This is a genomic window from Pseudomonas sp. GW821-FHT03E01, assembly GCF_059420765.1.
In genome coordinates, this window is the sequence record NZ_JBWKUI010000004.1 from 97,372 (window position 1) to 112,321 (window position 14,950).

A 14,950-nucleotide genomic window follows, 5' to 3' on the forward strand; every position below is an offset into this window, starting at 1 on the left:
AATTGGTTCATGAGCCGATACCTTATGTCCCGGCATGGATATATATGCCTAAATGGCATTAAAAAATACTGCAATAAATCTTTTGGTTTGTCATGTCGGCAAAAACAAGGGGGCTGACCACCCGGCGCTCATTGCGCATCTTTGGATCCGGGCACTCGACCAGGACCAGGAACCCAGAATTAGAAATGAGAGGAGCGAAACAATGAACAAGTCCACCTTGGCCCTGGCTGTGGCCGTAGGGGTTTTGGCGCAGCAGGCAGGCGCCGCCGGTTTCATCGAAGACAGCAAGGCTACATTGGGGCTGCGTAACTTCTACATCAACACCGATAACCGCGATTCCGACGCGGGTACCGCCAAGGTCAAGGCCAACGGCGTTCAAAGCAAGAACGAGGAATGGGGCCAAGGTTTCGATCTGCGCTTCACTTCCGGCTACACACAAGGCACTGTCGGCTTCGGTATCGATGCCATCGGCCTGTTGGGCGTGCGTCTGGACACCGGTGGCGGTACTAACGGCGCCACTTCGACTTCTTACGGCGGCACTGTTTTCCCAAGTGAGTCCAACGGCAAAGCGGTTGATAACTTCTCCAGCCTGGGCCTGACTGCCAAAGCCAAGATTTCCCAGACCGAATTGAAGTTGGGTACCCTGCAGCCAAAACTGCCGGTGATCGTGACCAACGACGGTCGTCTGCTGCCGCAAACCTTCCAGGGCGGTCAGATCACCTCGAACGAAATCAAAGACCTGACACTGGTCGGCGGTCAGATCGAGCACGCCAAGGGGCGTAACTCCAGCAACAACGAAGAGTTGTCGATCGCTGGTGCCAACGCTCACACTGCTGCCGGTCGTGACAGCAACAAGTTCATCTATGGCGGTGGCGACTACAAAATCACCAAGGACCTGACCGCCCAGTACTACTACGGCAACCTGGAAGATTTCTACAAGCAGCACTTCCTGGGTCTGGTTCACAACTGGTCGATTGGTCCAGGTGTGCTGAAGTCTGACTTCCGTTACTTCAACAGCCGTAACGATGGCGCCAACGGCCATGACTCTGCCTATTTCACTACAGGTGACTACGGAACCGGCATTACCAAAGGTAAAGTCGACAATAACCTGTATAGCGGTCTTTTCCTGTACTCGGTTGCCGGTCACACCTTCGGCGGCGGTTACCAGGTCAGCAATGGTAATAGCGACTTCCCTTGGCTGAACCAGGGTGATGGCTCGTCGGCTTACCTGACTACCGACAGCCAGATCGCCAAGTTTGCCCGTGCTGGCGAACGTACCTGGCAAGCTCGCTACGCGTTCGATTTTGCCAAAGTCGGCGTCCCAGGCCTGACTGCGGGCATGGTTTATCTGCGTGGCGATAACATCGACACAACCGGTAAAGTGGGGGCAGCTCAGACTAGCGTCAACGCAACTGGCCGTTCCGAGTGGGAACGCGACCTGACCCTGGCGTACGTAGTACAAGAAGGTCCGTTGAAAAACCTGGGCCTCACCTGGAAAAACGCCATGTGGCGCAACGACATCCCAGGTCAGCGCGACCAGGACGAAAACCGTCTGATCGTCAGCTACTCGATCCCGCTGTTGTAATAGCGCTCGCATAACCGACGAAAAAAAGCCCCGCCCGGCATCACGCCGGGCGGGGCTTTTGCGTTTTCAAGGCGGGCTCACCCCCGTAAACCCTCCTTGAAGTTCCCTTTTTGCAACAACTCAAGGCCTTCTCGAACCTTGGGATCGATGTTCGTCCCGATGGCGGATCAGGTCCAGTGAACAGATCTTTAATATTTCTTTATGATCTAAATAAATTGATATTTATTCTTTTTAATTAAATTGGAACGCAGGCACAGTTGAGCTCAACAAGCACTCACCAGGAGCAGCACCATGAGCCTCAGACTTGGCGATATCGCCCCCGATTTCGAACAGGATTCCAGCGCCGGCACCCTCCGTTTCCACGAATGGCTGGGCGATAGCTGGGGCGTGCTGTTTTCCCATCCGGCAGACTTTACGCCGGTGTGCACCACCGAGCTGGGCTTCACCGCCAGGCTCAAGGATGAATTCGCCCAGCGCGGCGTCAAAGCCATTGCCCTTTCCGTGGACCCGGTGGATTCGCATCACAAGTGGATCGAGGACATCAACGAAACCCAGAACGCCATCGTCAATTTCCCGATCCTCGCCGATGCGGACCGTAAAGTGTCCGACCTGTACGACCTGATCCATCCGAATGCCAACGACACTTTGACCGTGCGCTCGTTGTTCGTGATCGATCCGAACAAGAAGATCCGGCTGACCATCACTTACCCGGCGAGTACCGGCCGTAACTTCAATGAGATTCTGCGGGTAATCGATTCGCTGCAGCTCACCGACAACTACAAGGTGGCCACACCGGCCAATTGGCAGGACGGTGATGAGGTGGTGATCGTGCCGTCGCTCAAGGACGAAGATGAAATCCAGCGACGTTTTCCCAAGGGTTACCGTGCGGTGAAACCGTACCTGCGCCTGACGCCGCAGCCGAATCGTTAACGTCAAAAGATCGTTCCCACGCAGAGCGTGGGAACGATCATGTCTACCAAAGCAGGGGATTTTCAGGCCGTTTCGACGGCCTGTTTTTTTGTCCGGAAAAAGACAAACAGCATATTCACTTAAGATATAACCAAATGAATAAATATGATTTATGGATATATGAATCACCTGTTAAGGTCATTCCATCGACGCGAGATCGCAAGCTGCGAATCGCCAACACCGCTCAAGGAATTGTCTGAATGCTGGTCGTCTCACTCGGTGGCAGCCCCAGCCTACGCTCCCGTTCCGGGGTGTTGCTGGAGCGCGCCAAACGCTGGTTGCAAGAGCAAGGTGTGGAAGTGGTGAGTTATCAGGTACGGGACTTCCCGGCTGAAGATTTACTGCATGCCCGTTTCGACAGCCCGAAGGTGATCGATCTGTTGCAACAGATTGATAACGCCGACGGCCTGCTCATCGCCACACCGGTTTACAAAGCCTCGTTCTCCGGCGCGTTGAAAACCGTACTGGATTTGCTGCCCGAGCGCGCTCTGGCCCACAAAGTGGTTCTGCCCATGGCGACCGGCGGCAGCATCGCCCACATGTTGGCGGTGGATTACGCGCTCAAGCCAGTGCTGTCGGCGTTGAAGGCCCAGGAAATGCTCCACGGGATTTTCGCCGTAGACAGTCAGATCGCTTACGGCGAAGGCAGCACCCAGGCGCAGTTGGCTCCCGAGCTTGCACAACGACTGAGTGAATCGCTGGAGCTGTTCTACAGCGCCATGGCTCGCCGGCCCAAGCCGCTCGATCCAAACCTGTTGAACGAACGTTTGTTGAGTGCTCGCTGGAGCATTTAAGCCAGCCCTCAAGCAACATCTGAATTTGAAGTACTCACCTTACTGGCCCGCTAACGGGCAAGCAGGTGCAGCCAAAACCCAACTGCAAAAAGGAGAGCGCCATGCGCCCTGTCATTTTGCGTCGTGGTCTGGTCGCTCTGTTTGCTGCGGCTGTGTCCTTCGGCGTCATTACTCAAGCCCAAGCCGAGACTTTGCGAATCGGCTATCAGAAATACGGCACCCTGGTGCTGCTCAAAGCCAAAGGCACTCTGGAAAAACGCCTCGCCGCCCAAGGTGTGGACGTGCAATGGACGGAGTTCCCCGGCGGCCCGCAACTGCTTGAAGGCCTGAACGTCGGCTCCATCGACTTCGGCGTCACCGGCGAAACGCCTCCGGTTTTCGCCCAGGCCGCGGGCGCCGATCTGCTCTACGTCGCTTATGAACCGCCAGCGCCCCACAGCGAAGCGATCCTGGTGCCGAAGGGCTCGCCGATCAAATCGGTGCAGGAACTCAAGGGCAAGAAAGTCGTGCTCAACAAAGGCTCGAACGTGCACTACCTGCTGGTGCGTGCGCTGGAAGACGCCGGCCTCAAATACACCGATATCCAGACCGTGTTCCTGCCGCCCGCCGATGCCCGCGCCGCATTCGAGCGCGGCAGCGTCGATGCCTGGGTGATCTGGGACCCGTACCAGGCTGCCGCCGAACAGCAACTGCAAGCGCGCACCTTGCGCGATGGCAAAGGCATCGTCGACAACCATCAGTTCTATCTGGCGACCAAGCCTTATGCGCAGAAAAATCCTCAAGTGATCAAAACCCTGGTGGAAGAAGTGCGCGCGGTCGGTGAATGGTCCCGGGCCAACCCCGAGGACGTCACCCGACAGGTTTCGCCACTGCTCGGCCTGCCAGCGGACATCACCCTGACTTCGGTGAAGCGCCAGGGCTACGGCGCGCTGTTCCTGACCCCTGAGGTGGTCGCCGCCCAACAGAAAATCGCCGACAGCTTCTACCAGCTCAAGCTGATTCCCAAGCCCTTGAGTATCAAGGACGTGATCTGGACGCCACCGGCAGCCGTCGCCAAAGCGCCGTAATTCGATTCCCCAAGGAGACCACTCCATGAGCCTCAATATCTTCTGGTTCCTGCCTACCCACGGCGACGGCCATTACCTTGGTACCGCCGAAGGCGCTCGCGCCGTCGACCACGGTTACTTGCAACAAGTCGCGCAAGCGGCGGATCGTCTGGGTTTCGGCGGGGTGCTGATTCCCACCGGTCGCTCCTGCGAAGATTCGTGGCTGGTGGCTGCCTCGCTGATCCCGGTGACCCAGCGTTTGAAATTCCTCGTCGCCCTGCGCCCCGGGATCATTTCCCCGACGGTGGCGGCGCGTCAGGCCGCGACCCTGGATCGTCTGTCCGGCGGCCGTGCGCTGTTCAACCTGGTCACCGGTGGCGATCCGGAAGAACTGGCCGGCGACGGTCTGTTCCTCAGTCACGAAGAGCGCTATCAGGCCTCGGTGGAATTCACCCGCATCTGGCGCCGGGTACTGGAAGGCGAAACCGTCGATTACGACGGTCAGCACATCAGCGTGAAGGGCGCCAAGTTGCTCTATCCGCCGATCCAGCAACCGCGTCCGCCGCTGTATTTCGGCGGCTCGTCGGAAGCGGCGCAGGATCTGGCGGCGGAGCAGGTCGAAATGGTCCTGACCTGGGGTGAGCCACCGGCCGCCGTTGCCGAGAAAATCGCACAGGTTCGCGCCAAAGCCGCGAAGCTCGGGCGCACCGTGCGTTTCGGTATTCGCCTGCATGTGATCGTTCGCGAAACCAACGCCGAGGCGTGGCAAGCGGCGGATCGACTGATCTCTCATCTGGACGATGACACCATTGCCCGCGCCCAGGCTTCTCTGGCGCGTTTCGATTCGGTCGGCCAGCAACGCATGGCCGCTTTGCATGGCGGCAGTCGCGACAACCTGGAAGTCAGTCCCAACCTCTGGGCCGGTGTCGGTCTGGTGCGCGGCGGGGCCGGTACGGCGCTGGTCGGCGATGGTCCGACCGTGGCCGCTCGGGTGAAGGAATACGCCGATCTGGGCATCGATACGTTCATCTTCTCCGGTTATCCACACCTGGAAGAATCCTATCGGGTGGCCGAGTTGCTGTTCCCGCACCTGGACATCGAGCGCCCGGAACTGCCGAAAAGCGCCGGTTACGTCAGCCCGTTCGGCGAGATGGTGGCCAACGACATTCTTCCCAAAGCCGCGTCCCAGAGCTGAGGCGTGGCCATGAAGAAAACTATCCACAGCCTCGCACCCTGGGTGTTGCCGATTCTGTTGCTGGCGGTATGGCAGTTGTCGGTGTCGGAGGGCTGGTTGTCGACGCGGATTCTGCCGGCGCCCATCGCGGTGATCGAAGCCGGTGTGAGCCTGTTCCGCAGCGGTGAAATCTGGACTCACCTGGCTATCAGCGGCTGGCGCGCGGCACTCGGGTTCGCCATCGGCGGCGGCATTGGCCTGGCGCTGGGCTTTATCACCGGCCTGTCGAAGTGGGGCGAACGCCTGCTCGACAGTTCGGTGCAGATGATCCGCAACGTACCGCACCTGGCGCTGATTCCGCTGGTGATCCTGTGGTTCGGCATCGATGAGTCGGCGAAGATTTTCCTGGTGGCGTTGGGCACGTTGTTCCCGATCTACCTCAACACGTACCACGGCATCCGCAACGTCGATCCGGCGCTGGTGGAAATGTCCCGCAGTTATGGCCTGTCCGGTTTCAGCCTGTTCCGTCAGGTGATCCTGCCGGGTGCGCTGCCTTCGATTCTGGTCGGCGTGCGTTTTGCCCTGGGCTTCATGTGGCTGACCCTGATCGTCGCCGAAACCATCTCCGCCAACGCCGGCATCGGCTACCTGGCAATGAATGCCCGGGAATTCTTGCAGACCGACGTAGTGGTACTGGCGATTCTGTTGTATGCCGTGCTCGGCAAACTCGCTGATCTCGCGGCCCGTGGACTTGAACGCGTGTGGCTGCGCTGGCATCCGGCCTATCAGGTTGCCAAGGGAGGTGCCGCATGACGGCTCAACAACCTCCACGCCTGCTGCGCGGAATCCCGCTGGCAGCGCGCAAGCTGCAAAAGACCTTCGGTTCGCGGCAAGTGCTGCGTGAAATCGACCTGCACATTCCTGCCGGGCAGTTTGTGGCGGTGGTCGGGCGCAGCGGTTGCGGCAAAAGCACCTTGCTGCGCTTGCTCGCCGGTCTCGACAAACCTACGGCTGGCGAGTTGTTTGCTGGCTCCGCGCCGCTGAGTGCCGCCCGGGAAGACACCCGGCTGATGTTCCAGGAAGCGCGGTTGCTGCCGTGGAAGAAGGTCATCGACAACGTCGGTCTCGGGCTCAAGGGCAACTGGCGGCCGCAAGCACTGGACGCGTTGGAGTCGGTCGGCCTGGCGGACCGCGCCCACGAATGGCCGGCGGCACTGTCCGGTGGCCAGAAGCAACGCGTGGCCCTGGCCCGCGCGCTGATCCATCAACCGCGCCTGCTGTTGCTCGACGAACCGCTGGGGGCACTGGATGCCCTGACCCGTATTGAAATGCAGCAACTGATTGAACGGCTCTGGCAGAAGCACGGTTTCACCGTGTTGCTGGTGACCCACGACGTCAGTGAGGCGGTGGCGATTGCCGATCGGGTGATTCTGATTGAAGAGGGCGAAGTCGGCCTCGACCTGGCAGTCGAATTGCCGCGCCCTCGGGTTCGCGGCTCCCATCGGCTGGCGGCGCTGGAAACCGAAGTGCTCAACCGCGTGCTGTCGGTACCCGGCCAACCGCCGGAACCGGAACCTGTTTCACCATTGCCCACGCAATTGCGCTGGGCTCAATAACGTTAAAACTCATCCAACGACAGGAATCAACATCATGACTATCAAAGCCATCAACGTTCGTAACCAGTTCAAAGGCTCGATCAAGGAAATCGTGCTCGGCGACGTCCTCTCGGAAATCGACGTGCAGACTGCCTCCGGCATCGTCACTTCGGTGATTACCACTCGTTCGGTGAAAGAGCTGGAACTGGTGGTCGGCAGCGAAGTGATCGCGTTTGTGAAATCCACCGAGGTGTCGATCGCCAAGTTGTAAGTGCGTGCGCCAACAACAACCCCGGAGGGTGTGAGCCCTTCGGGGTTTTTTATGCGTGCAGTGGTAGTGGTGGTGTATTCGAAGGCCGCGATTTTTTAAAGCGCTACGCGCTTGGGCAGGTACGGCGGCAAATACAGCCCGAGGTAGGCATCAAACACCCGCATCCCTTCTTCAGCCATGCGCGGCGTGATCTGCCCATGTTGCTGCACCGAGCGCGCATACACTCGATCTCCCAGCTCCATGGCCAGGGCAAACACATCGACATCTGTCGGCAGCCTTGGCAGCTCGAAGTGATGGTCGAACAGTTTGTGCATCAGGTCGCCGAGTTCGATGTCGTGCTGGCGGTCAGCCTGGGTGACTTCGGTCAGACCGTGCTGGGCGAGGATGAGTTGGCGGGCAGCGGCGTCTTCGTCGTAGATGTCGAGCATGCGTTGCTCCACCAGTCGCGACAGATCGCGCCAGCCGTTGAGGGCGTGGTGGTCGATGGGCGCTTGCAGGCAAGCACGGAACGCGGCGTGGACGTCGGCGGTCAGGGCTTCGAGCAGGGCCGGGACGCTGGCGAAAAAGTGGTAGACGGAGGAGGGCGGGATCTCTGCGCGTTCAGCGACGCTGTAGATCGACAGACTGGCCACGCCCTCGGCGGCCAGCAGCGTGCGGGCGGCATCGAGTATCGAGTCGATCCGGGCCTGGCTGCGTGCGCGGGGTTTGCGTGGGGTGGCGAGTCGGGTCATTGAAGTCTCCTGCAGGGCAGCGGGCATTGTACGCAGAGCGCAGAGATGATCCATACCCCGTTGGAGTGCGCAGCAGTCCCCAATCCAGCTAACTCGGTATCCCTGATACAACGAGATTGCCGTTTTTGGGCTGCTACGCAGCCCAACGGGGGCAAGCCCCCTCGCCACAATGTTTAGTGGTTGGCCATAAAAAAACGCCGCAGGCGGTAAGGCCGGCGGCGTTGTTTTTACGGCAACCGTTTACACGGTATGCAGGTACCAGTTGTACTCGAGGTCGGAGATGGAGTGTTCGAACTCCTCCAGCTCGCTCTCTTTACAGGCGACGAAGATATCGATGTATTTCGGATCGATGTACTTGGCCATGACTTCGCTGTCGTCCAGCTCGCGCAGTGCATCGCGCAGGTTGTTCGGCAGGCTTTGCTCGTTCTGCTCGTAGCTGTTGCCTTCCACGGGCGCGCCCGGCTCGATCTTGTTGACCAGGCCGTGGTGCACGCCGGCCAGGACCGAGGCCATCAGCAGGTACGGGTTGGCATCGGCGCCAGCCACACGGTGTTCAATGCGCACGGCATCGGAGGAGCCGGTTGGTACGCGAATCGCCACGGTGCGGTTGTCCAGGCCCCAGCACGGCGAGTTCGGCACGTAGAACTGCGCGCCGAAACGACGGTAGGAGTTGACGTTCGGGCAGAGGAAAGCCATCTGCGCCGGCAGGGTCTCGAGCACACCGCCGATCGCGTGACGCAGTGCGGCGTTCTGCTCGGGATCCTCGCTGGCAAAAATGTTTTTGCCATCTTTATCAAGAATCGAGATGTGGACGTGCAGACCATTACCCGCCTGGCCTGGATAAGGCTTGGCCATGAAGGTGGTGTCCATCTCATGGTCGTAGGCGATGTTTTTGATCAGACGCTTGAGCAGCACCGCGTAGTCGCAGGCCTTTATAGGGTCGGCCACGTGGTGCAGGTTCACTTCGAACTGCGCCGGGGCGCTTTCCTTGACGATCGCGTCGGCAGGGATGCCTTGCTCTTTCGCACCTTCCAGAATGTCCTGGAGGCAGTCGACATATTCATCCAGATCGTCGATCAGGTAGACCTGGGTCGAGTGCGGACGTTTGCCGGAGATCGGCGAGCGCGGCGGTTGCGGGCGACCGTTCACGTTTTCCTGGTCGATCAGGTAGAACTCCAGTTCGAACGCGGCGCAGATGGTCAGGCCCATCTCATCGAACTTGGTCACCACTTGACGCAGGACTTCGCGCGGGTCGGCGAAGAAAGGTTCACCTTCGAGTTCGTGCATGGTCATCAGCAGTTGCGCAGTCGGGCGCTTCTGCCAGGGCTCATTGCACAGGGTGTCGGGGATTGGATAGCAGATTCGGTCAGCATCGCCGATGTCCAGGCCCAGGCCGGTGCTTTCCACCGTCGAGCCATTGATATCCAGAGCAAATAGAGAGGCCGGCAGGTTGATGCCTTTCTCGTAAACCTTGTGGAGGCTGGTGCGTTCGATGCGCTTGCCGCGCACCACACCATTCATATCCGCAATCAGAAGGTCAACGTACAGAACCTCAGGATGTTCCTTAAGGAACGCGTTCGCTTCGTTAAGCTGAACGGCACGCGGGGGTACCGACATGATGCAACACCTTTGTTGTTAAAAATATCAATCATTGATCTTTTCAGATTCCAGTCAACCCGAACGGCATGCCGAAGTCAAGCGAGGCCTTTTTTGCCCTAAAAAAGCGCTCGAAAGGCTTTTTTGAGGCACTTTGGGGCGTATTTTTGTCTTCTGACGTCTTGGCGCCCGCGGGCTTGAGCGGGCCGTGTTGTATTTTTTACGGGGGTGTTGTGTAAAAAAATGAACAAGGCTAAGCTCGATTCAAACCCATAACAGCAATAATACCGGGGTGCTTCATGTCTCGCCTGCCGTTAATCGGCGTCACCGCCTGCTCAAAGCAGATCGGTCTGCATGCTTATCACATCAGTGGCGACAAATACGTACGCGCCGTGGCTTCAGCTGCCAAAGGCCTGCCGTTGATTCTTCCATCCCTGGCAGATCGACTGGCGCCGTCCGATATTCTGGACGCTCTGGACGGCATTCTTTTTACAGGCTCTCCTTCTAATATAGAACCGTTTCACTACAACGGCCCGGCCAGCGCGCCGGGTACTGCTCATGATTCTGCACGCGATGCCACCACTCTCCCGCTGATCCGCGCCGCTGTCGAGGCTGGCGTTCCCGTGCTCGGTATCTGCCGCGGCTTCCAGGAAATGAATGTGGCGTTCGGTGGCAGCCTGCATCAGAAGGTCCACGAGGCCGGTCCCTTCATGGACCACCGTGAAGACGACAGCCTGCCGCTCGAAGGGCAGTACGCCCCCAGTCACCCGGTACACGTCCAGCCGGGTGGTGTACTTGCGGGGCTGGGCCTGGCGAGCGACATTCAAGTCAACTCGATTCATGGTCAGGGCGTCGAGCGGCTGGCGCCGGGCCTTCGTGTGGAAGCTGTGGCGCCCGATGGGCTGATCGAAGCGGTCTCTGTGATCGAAGGCAAGGCTTTTGCTTTAGGCGTGCAATGGCATCCCGAATGGCAGGTAAGCTTGAATCCTGACTACCTTGCGATTTTCCAGGCATTTGGCGATGCCTGCCGCAAGCGCGCATTACAACGCGACGCCGATGCGTCAAACAACGCCTGACTTATAAAAGTCAGGAAACTCAAGCCTAAGAGGCATTTATGAGTAACAACCTCGACCAGCTCACCGATTGGTTGAAAGACCACAAGATCACAGAAGTCGAATGCATGATTGGCGACCTGACCGGCATCACCCGGGGCAAGATCTCGCCGACCAATAAGTTCATCGCCGAAAAAGGCATGCGCCTGCCCGAAAGCGTTCTGTTACAGACCGTGACCGGCGACTATGTCGAAGACGACATCTATTACGAACTGCTCGACCCGGCCGACATCGACATGGTCTGCCGCCCCGACCAGAACGCCGTGTTCCTGGTGCCCTGGGCCATCGAACCCACCGCCATCGTGATCCACGACACCTACGACAAGCAGGGCAACCCGATCGAGCTGTCGCCGCGCAACGTGCTCAAGAAGGTACTGAAACTCTACGCCGACCACGGCTGGCAGCCGATCGTGGCGCCGGAAATGGAGTTCTACCTCACCAAGCGCAGCGATGACCCGGACTACCCGTTGCAACCGCCGATTGGCCGTTCCGGCCGTCCGGAAACCGGTCGCCAGTCGTTCTCCATTGAAGCGGCGAACGAATTCGACCCGTTGTTCGAAGACGTCTACGACTGGTGCGAATTGCAGGAGCTGGACCTCGACACGTTGATCCACGAGGACGGCACTGCGCAGATGGAAATCAACTTCCGTCACGGCGATGCCCTGTCCCTGGCCGACCAGATTCTGGTGTTCAAACGCACCATGCGAGAAGCCGCACTCAAGCACAACGTGGCGGCGACCTTCATGGCCAAGCCCATGACTGGCGAGCCGGGCAGTGCCATGCATTTGCACCAGAGCATCATCGACATCGAGACCGGCAAAAACGTCTTCTCCAATGAAGACGGGACCATGAGCCAGCTGTTCCTCCATCACATCGGCGGTTTGCAGAAATTCATCCCTGAGTTGCTGCCGCTGTTCGCGCCCAACGTCAATTCGTTCCGCCGCTTCCTGCCGGATACCTCGGCACCGGTGAACGTGGAGTGGGGCGAAGAGAACCGCACCGTGGGCCTGCGGGTTCCGGATGCCGGGCCGCAGAACCGTCGGGTGGAAAACCGTCTGCCGGGTGCCGACGCCAACCCTTACCTGGCCATCGCCGCCAGCCTGTTGTGCGGCCTGATCGGGATGCTCGAAGGGCATAACCCGAGTGCCCCGGTGGTGGGGCGTGGTTACGAGCGGCGCAATCTGCGCCTGCCGTTAACCATCGAAGACGCGCTGGATCGTATGGAAAACAGCAAGACCATCGAAAAGTATCTGGGCAAGAAATTCATCACAGGCTACGTCGCGGTCAAGCGGGCCGAGCATGAAAACTTCAAGCGCGTGATCAGTTCGTGGGAGCGGGAGTTCCTGCTCTTCGCCGTCTGATGCGCCGGGCGCGACAAGGGGCGTGATTGCCCTCTGACGTCGCGCCGTCACTGCAATCCAAGGAGAATTCGCATGACCAGCAACAACCCGCAAACCCGTGCATGGCAAACCCTGAGCAATGATCACCACCTGGCCCCGTTCAGCGACTTCAAGCAGCTGAAAGAGAAAGGCCCGCGGATCATCACCAATGCCAAGGGTGTTTACCTCTGGGACAGCGAAGGCAACAAGATCCTCGACGGCATGGCCGGTCTGTGGTGCGTCGCGATCGGCTATGGTCGCGATGAACTGGCCGATGCCGCCGCCAAGCAAATGCGCGAACTGCCTTATTACAACCTGTTCTTCCAGACCGCTCACCCGCCGGTGCTGGAGCTGGCCAAGGTCATCGCTGAAATCGCGCCTGAAGGCATGAATCATGTGTTCTTCACCGGTTCCGGTTCTGAAGGCAACGACACCATGCTGCGGATGGTTCGCCACTACTGGGCGATCAAGGGCCAGCCGAAGAAGAAAGTCATCATCAGTCGCAAGAACGGCTATCACGGCTCCACCGTGGCCGGCGCGAGCCTGGGTGGCATGACGTACATGCACGAACAGGGCGATTTGCCGATCCCGGGCATCGTCCACATCGCCCAACCGTATTGGTTCGGTGAAGGCGGTGACATGACGCCACAAGAGTTCGGTATCTGGGCGGCCAATCAGCTGGAAGAGAAGATTCTGGAAATCGGCGTCGACAACGTCGGTGCCTTTATTGCCGAGCCGATCCAGGGCGCCGGCGGCGTGATCATTCCGCCAGACAGCTACTGGCCGCGCATCAAGGAAATCCTCGCCAAGTACGACATCCTGTTCGTGGCCGACGAGGTGATCTGCGGTTTCGGTCGTACCGGTGAGTGGTTCGGTACCGATTTCTACGACCTCAAGCCCCACATGATGACCATCGCCAAAGGTCTGACGTCCGGCTACATCCCGATGGGTGGCCTGATCGTGCATGACGATGTGGTCGAGGTGCTCAACGAAGGTGGTGATTTCAACCACGGTTTCACCTATTCCGGGCACCCGGTGGCCGCGGCGGTGGCGCTGGAAAACATCCGCATCCTGCGCGATGAGAAAATTGTCGAGCATGTGCGGGCAGAAACGGCACCTTATTTGCAAAAGCGTCTACGGGAACTGAACGATCACCCGTTGGTGGGGGAAGTGCGTGGGGTCGGTCTGTTGGGGGCTATCGAGCTGGTTCAGGACAAGGCCACTCGCAAGCGTTACGAAGGCAAGGGCGTCGGCATGATCTGCCGGCAGTTCTGCTTCGACAACGGCCTGATCATGCGCGCCGTTGGCGACACCATGATCATTGCTCCGCCACTGGTGATTACACCGGCTGAAATCGACGAGTTGGTGACCAAGGCGCGCAAGTGCCTGGACCTGACCCTGAGTGCGTTGCAGGGCTAAGTGCTAGGCTCTGAGCGAGGTGCAATGTCTGCACTTCGCTCAGTGCAAACAAAGGATGGGGCTTTCCTTGAAAGCCTGCCTTGGATCTTGCCAGACTAACGGTTGTTCGGATGCCCTGTAACAGGCTGCTGAGCACGTGGTTAAAAAGAAAAACTGGAGCATTACCCATGAAGGCATTAGGTATGAAGATAACTGGCAAGACCCTCCTCGCCATGTCCCTGATGGGCGTGATGGCGGGCGCCGTTCAGGCCGACGATAAAGTGCTGCACGTGTACAACTGGTCCGATTACATCGCACCGGACACCATCGCGAACTTCGAAAAAGAGTCCGGGATCAAGGTGGTGTACGACGTATTCGACAGCAACGAAACCCTGGAAGCCAAGTTGCTGGCAGGCAAGTCCGGTTACGACGTTGTCGTACCGTCGAACAACTTCCTCGCCAAGCAAATCAAGGCCGGTGTTTACCGGGAGCTGGACAAGTCCAAGCTGTCCAACTACGGCAACCTGAACAAATCACTGCTTAAAGCGGTTTCCGTCAGTGACCCGGACAACAAACATGCCTTCCCTTACATGTGGGGCTCGATCGGGATCGGTTACAACCCTGAGAAAGTCAAGGCAGCACTGGGCGTCGACACGATCGATTCCTGGGACACCCTGCTCAAGCCTGAAAACATTGCCAAGCTCAAGGGCTGCGGCGTGAGCTTCCTGGATTCGCCGACCGAAATGCTGCCGGTCGCCCTGCATTACCTGGGTCTGCCAACCGACAGCCAGAAGAAAGAAGACATCAAGAAAGCCGAGGAGCTGTTCCTCAAGATTCGTCCTTCGATCACCTACTTCCACTCCTCGAAGTACATCTCGGACCTGGCCAACGGCAACATCTGCGTAGCCGTCGGCTATTCGGGTGACGTCCAGCAAGCCAAGTCCCGTGCTGCCGAAGCCGGTGACAAGGTGAAAGTCAGCTACGCCATTCCAAAAGAAGGCGCTGGCAGCTTCTACGACATGGTCGCAATCCCCAAGGATGCGGAAAACGTCGAGGGGGCCTACAAGTTCATGAACTACCTGCTGCAACCGAAAGTAATGGCTGACATCACCAACGCTGTGCGTTTCCCTAACGGTAATGCTGAAGCCACCCAGTATGTGAGCAAGGACATCACTTCGGATCCGGGCATCTATCCGACTCCTGAAGTACAGGCCAAGCTGTATGCGATCGCTGATTTGCCAGCCGCCACCCAGCGTGAACTGACCCGCAGCTGGACCAAGATCAAATCCGGTAAATAAGT

General features: G+C 58.7%; 14 protein-coding genes. 12 read left to right on the forward strand and 2 right to left on the reverse strand.

Annotation, left to right across the window (positions count from 1 at the left end):
- Window positions 1-202 precede the first annotated feature (202 nt).
- The 8 genes from AC07VO_RS08240 (at window position 203) to AC07VO_RS08275 (ending at window position 7,434) form a co-directional block, all read left to right on the forward strand.
- Window positions 203-1,585 carry an OprD family porin gene (locus tag AC07VO_RS08240; protein WP_064621027.1) on the forward strand — a complete coding sequence of 461 codons (1,383 nt, stop codon included), beginning with the start codon at window positions 203-205 and terminating at the stop codon, window positions 1,583-1,585.
- 291 nt (window positions 1,586-1,876) lie between these two features.
- Complete coding sequence (locus tag AC07VO_RS08245) at window positions 1,877-2,515, forward strand: peroxiredoxin (RefSeq protein WP_018928623.1); 639 nt, start codon at window positions 1,877-1,879, stop codon at window positions 2,513-2,515.
- A 239-nt stretch (window positions 2,516-2,754) separates the two neighbouring features.
- On the forward strand, window positions 2,755-3,348 hold the full coding sequence (gene ssuE, locus AC07VO_RS08250; RefSeq protein WP_086944376.1) for an NADPH-dependent FMN reductase: 594 nt from the start codon (window positions 2,755-2,757) through the stop codon (window positions 3,346-3,348).
- A 101-nt stretch (window positions 3,349-3,449) separates the two neighbouring features.
- Window positions 3,450-4,415, forward strand: a complete 966-nt coding sequence (locus AC07VO_RS08255; RefSeq protein ID WP_018928625.1) for a sulfonate ABC transporter substrate-binding protein — start codon at window positions 3,450-3,452, stop codon at window positions 4,413-4,415.
- A gap of 25 nt (window positions 4,416-4,440) precedes the next feature.
- Window positions 4,441-5,589 (forward strand): FMNH2-dependent alkanesulfonate monooxygenase, encoded by a 1,149-nt coding sequence (gene ssuD / locus AC07VO_RS08260; protein ID WP_018928626.1) that lies wholly within the window; start codon window positions 4,441-4,443, stop codon window positions 5,587-5,589.
- A 9-nt stretch (window positions 5,590-5,598) separates the two neighbouring features.
- Window positions 5,599-6,381, forward strand: a complete 783-nt coding sequence (ssuC, locus tag AC07VO_RS08265) for an aliphatic sulfonate ABC transporter permease SsuC (protein ID WP_019580555.1) — start codon at window positions 5,599-5,601, stop codon at window positions 6,379-6,381.
- Window positions 6,378-7,184, forward strand: coding sequence for an aliphatic sulfonates ABC transporter ATP-binding protein (ssuB, locus tag AC07VO_RS08270; protein WP_086944378.1), 807 nt, complete (start codon window positions 6,378-6,380; stop codon window positions 7,182-7,184). Before ssuC ends, ssuB begins: the two co-directional genes overlap by 4 nt.
- Window positions 7,185-7,218: 34 nt before the next feature.
- Window positions 7,219-7,434: a TOBE domain-containing protein gene (locus AC07VO_RS08275; protein WP_003229256.1), complete on the forward strand. Its 216-nt coding sequence runs from the start codon at window positions 7,219-7,221 to the stop codon at window positions 7,432-7,434.
- Window positions 7,435-7,529: 95 nt separating this feature from the next.
- Here the strand turns inward: AC07VO_RS08275 and AC07VO_RS08280 are convergent, their stop codons facing one another.
- Complete coding sequence (locus AC07VO_RS08280; protein WP_018928629.1) at window positions 7,530-8,165, reverse strand: TetR/AcrR family transcriptional regulator; 636 nt, start codon at window positions 8,163-8,165, stop codon at window positions 7,530-7,532.
- Between the two features lie 240 nt (window positions 8,166-8,405).
- A complete protein-coding gene (locus tag AC07VO_RS08285; RefSeq protein ID WP_018928630.1) occupies window positions 8,406-9,782 on the reverse strand; it encodes a glutamine synthetase family protein in 1,377 nt (458 codons plus the stop codon).
- A gap of 278 nt (window positions 9,783-10,060) precedes the next feature.
- On the opposite strand from AC07VO_RS08285, the gene AC07VO_RS08290 reads away from it, so the two are divergent.
- From AC07VO_RS08290 to AC07VO_RS08305, 4 genes are all read left to right on the forward strand, one after another.
- A complete protein-coding gene (locus AC07VO_RS08290; RefSeq protein WP_064621023.1) occupies window positions 10,061-10,837 on the forward strand; it encodes a gamma-glutamyl-gamma-aminobutyrate hydrolase family protein in 777 nt (258 codons plus the stop codon).
- 38 nt (window positions 10,838-10,875) lie between these two features.
- A complete protein-coding gene (locus AC07VO_RS08295) occupies window positions 10,876-12,234 on the forward strand; it encodes a glutamine synthetase family protein (RefSeq protein ID WP_018928632.1) in 1,359 nt (452 codons plus the stop codon).
- Window positions 12,235-12,306: 72 nt separating this feature from the next.
- A complete protein-coding gene (locus AC07VO_RS08300) occupies window positions 12,307-13,671 on the forward strand; it encodes an aspartate aminotransferase family protein (RefSeq protein ID WP_018928633.1) in 1,365 nt (454 codons plus the stop codon).
- Between the two features lie 182 nt (window positions 13,672-13,853).
- Window positions 13,854-14,948, forward strand: a complete 1,095-nt coding sequence (locus AC07VO_RS08305; protein WP_018928634.1) for a polyamine ABC transporter substrate-binding protein — start codon at window positions 13,854-13,856, stop codon at window positions 14,946-14,948.
- The last annotated feature ends 2 nt before the right edge of the window (window positions 14,949-14,950 follow it).

Excerpts from the sequence above, each read along its gene's own strand:
- AC07VO_RS08285 (WP_018928630.1), bottom strand. The coding sequence starts at position 9,782 with ATGTCGGTACCCCCGCGTGCCGTTCAGCTTAACGAAGCGAACGCGTTC.
- AC07VO_RS08245 (WP_018928623.1), top strand. The coding sequence starts at position 1,877 with ATGAGCCTCAGACTTGGCGATATCGCCCCCGATTTCGAACAGGATTCC.
- ssuE (WP_086944376.1), top strand. The coding sequence starts at position 2,755 with ATGCTGGTCGTCTCACTCGGTGGCAGCCCCAGCCTACGCTCCCGTTCC.
- AC07VO_RS08240 (WP_064621027.1), top strand. The coding sequence starts at position 203 with ATGAACAAGTCCACCTTGGCCCTGGCTGTGGCCGTAGGGGTTTTGGCG.
- AC07VO_RS08275 (WP_003229256.1), top strand. The coding sequence starts at position 7,219 with ATGACTATCAAAGCCATCAACGTTCGTAACCAGTTCAAAGGCTCGATC.
- AC07VO_RS08305 (WP_018928634.1), top strand. The coding sequence starts at position 13,854 with ATGAAGATAACTGGCAAGACCCTCCTCGCCATGTCCCTGATGGGCGTG.
- AC07VO_RS08300 (WP_018928633.1), top strand. The coding sequence starts at position 12,307 with ATGACCAGCAACAACCCGCAAACCCGTGCATGGCAAACCCTGAGCAAT.
- ssuD (WP_018928626.1), top strand. The coding sequence starts at position 4,441 with ATGAGCCTCAATATCTTCTGGTTCCTGCCTACCCACGGCGACGGCCAT.
- ssuC (WP_019580555.1), top strand. The coding sequence starts at position 5,599 with ATGAAGAAAACTATCCACAGCCTCGCACCCTGGGTGTTGCCGATTCTG.
- AC07VO_RS08280 (WP_018928629.1), bottom strand. The coding sequence starts at position 8,165 with ATGACCCGACTCGCCACCCCACGCAAACCCCGCGCACGCAGCCAGGCC.
- AC07VO_RS08295 (WP_018928632.1), top strand. The coding sequence starts at position 10,876 with ATGAGTAACAACCTCGACCAGCTCACCGATTGGTTGAAAGACCACAAG.
- ssuB (WP_086944378.1), top strand. The coding sequence starts at position 6,378 with ATGACGGCTCAACAACCTCCACGCCTGCTGCGCGGAATCCCGCTGGCA.
- AC07VO_RS08255 (WP_018928625.1), top strand. The coding sequence starts at position 3,450 with ATGCGCCCTGTCATTTTGCGTCGTGGTCTGGTCGCTCTGTTTGCTGCG.
- AC07VO_RS08290 (WP_064621023.1), top strand. The coding sequence starts at position 10,061 with ATGTCTCGCCTGCCGTTAATCGGCGTCACCGCCTGCTCAAAGCAGATC.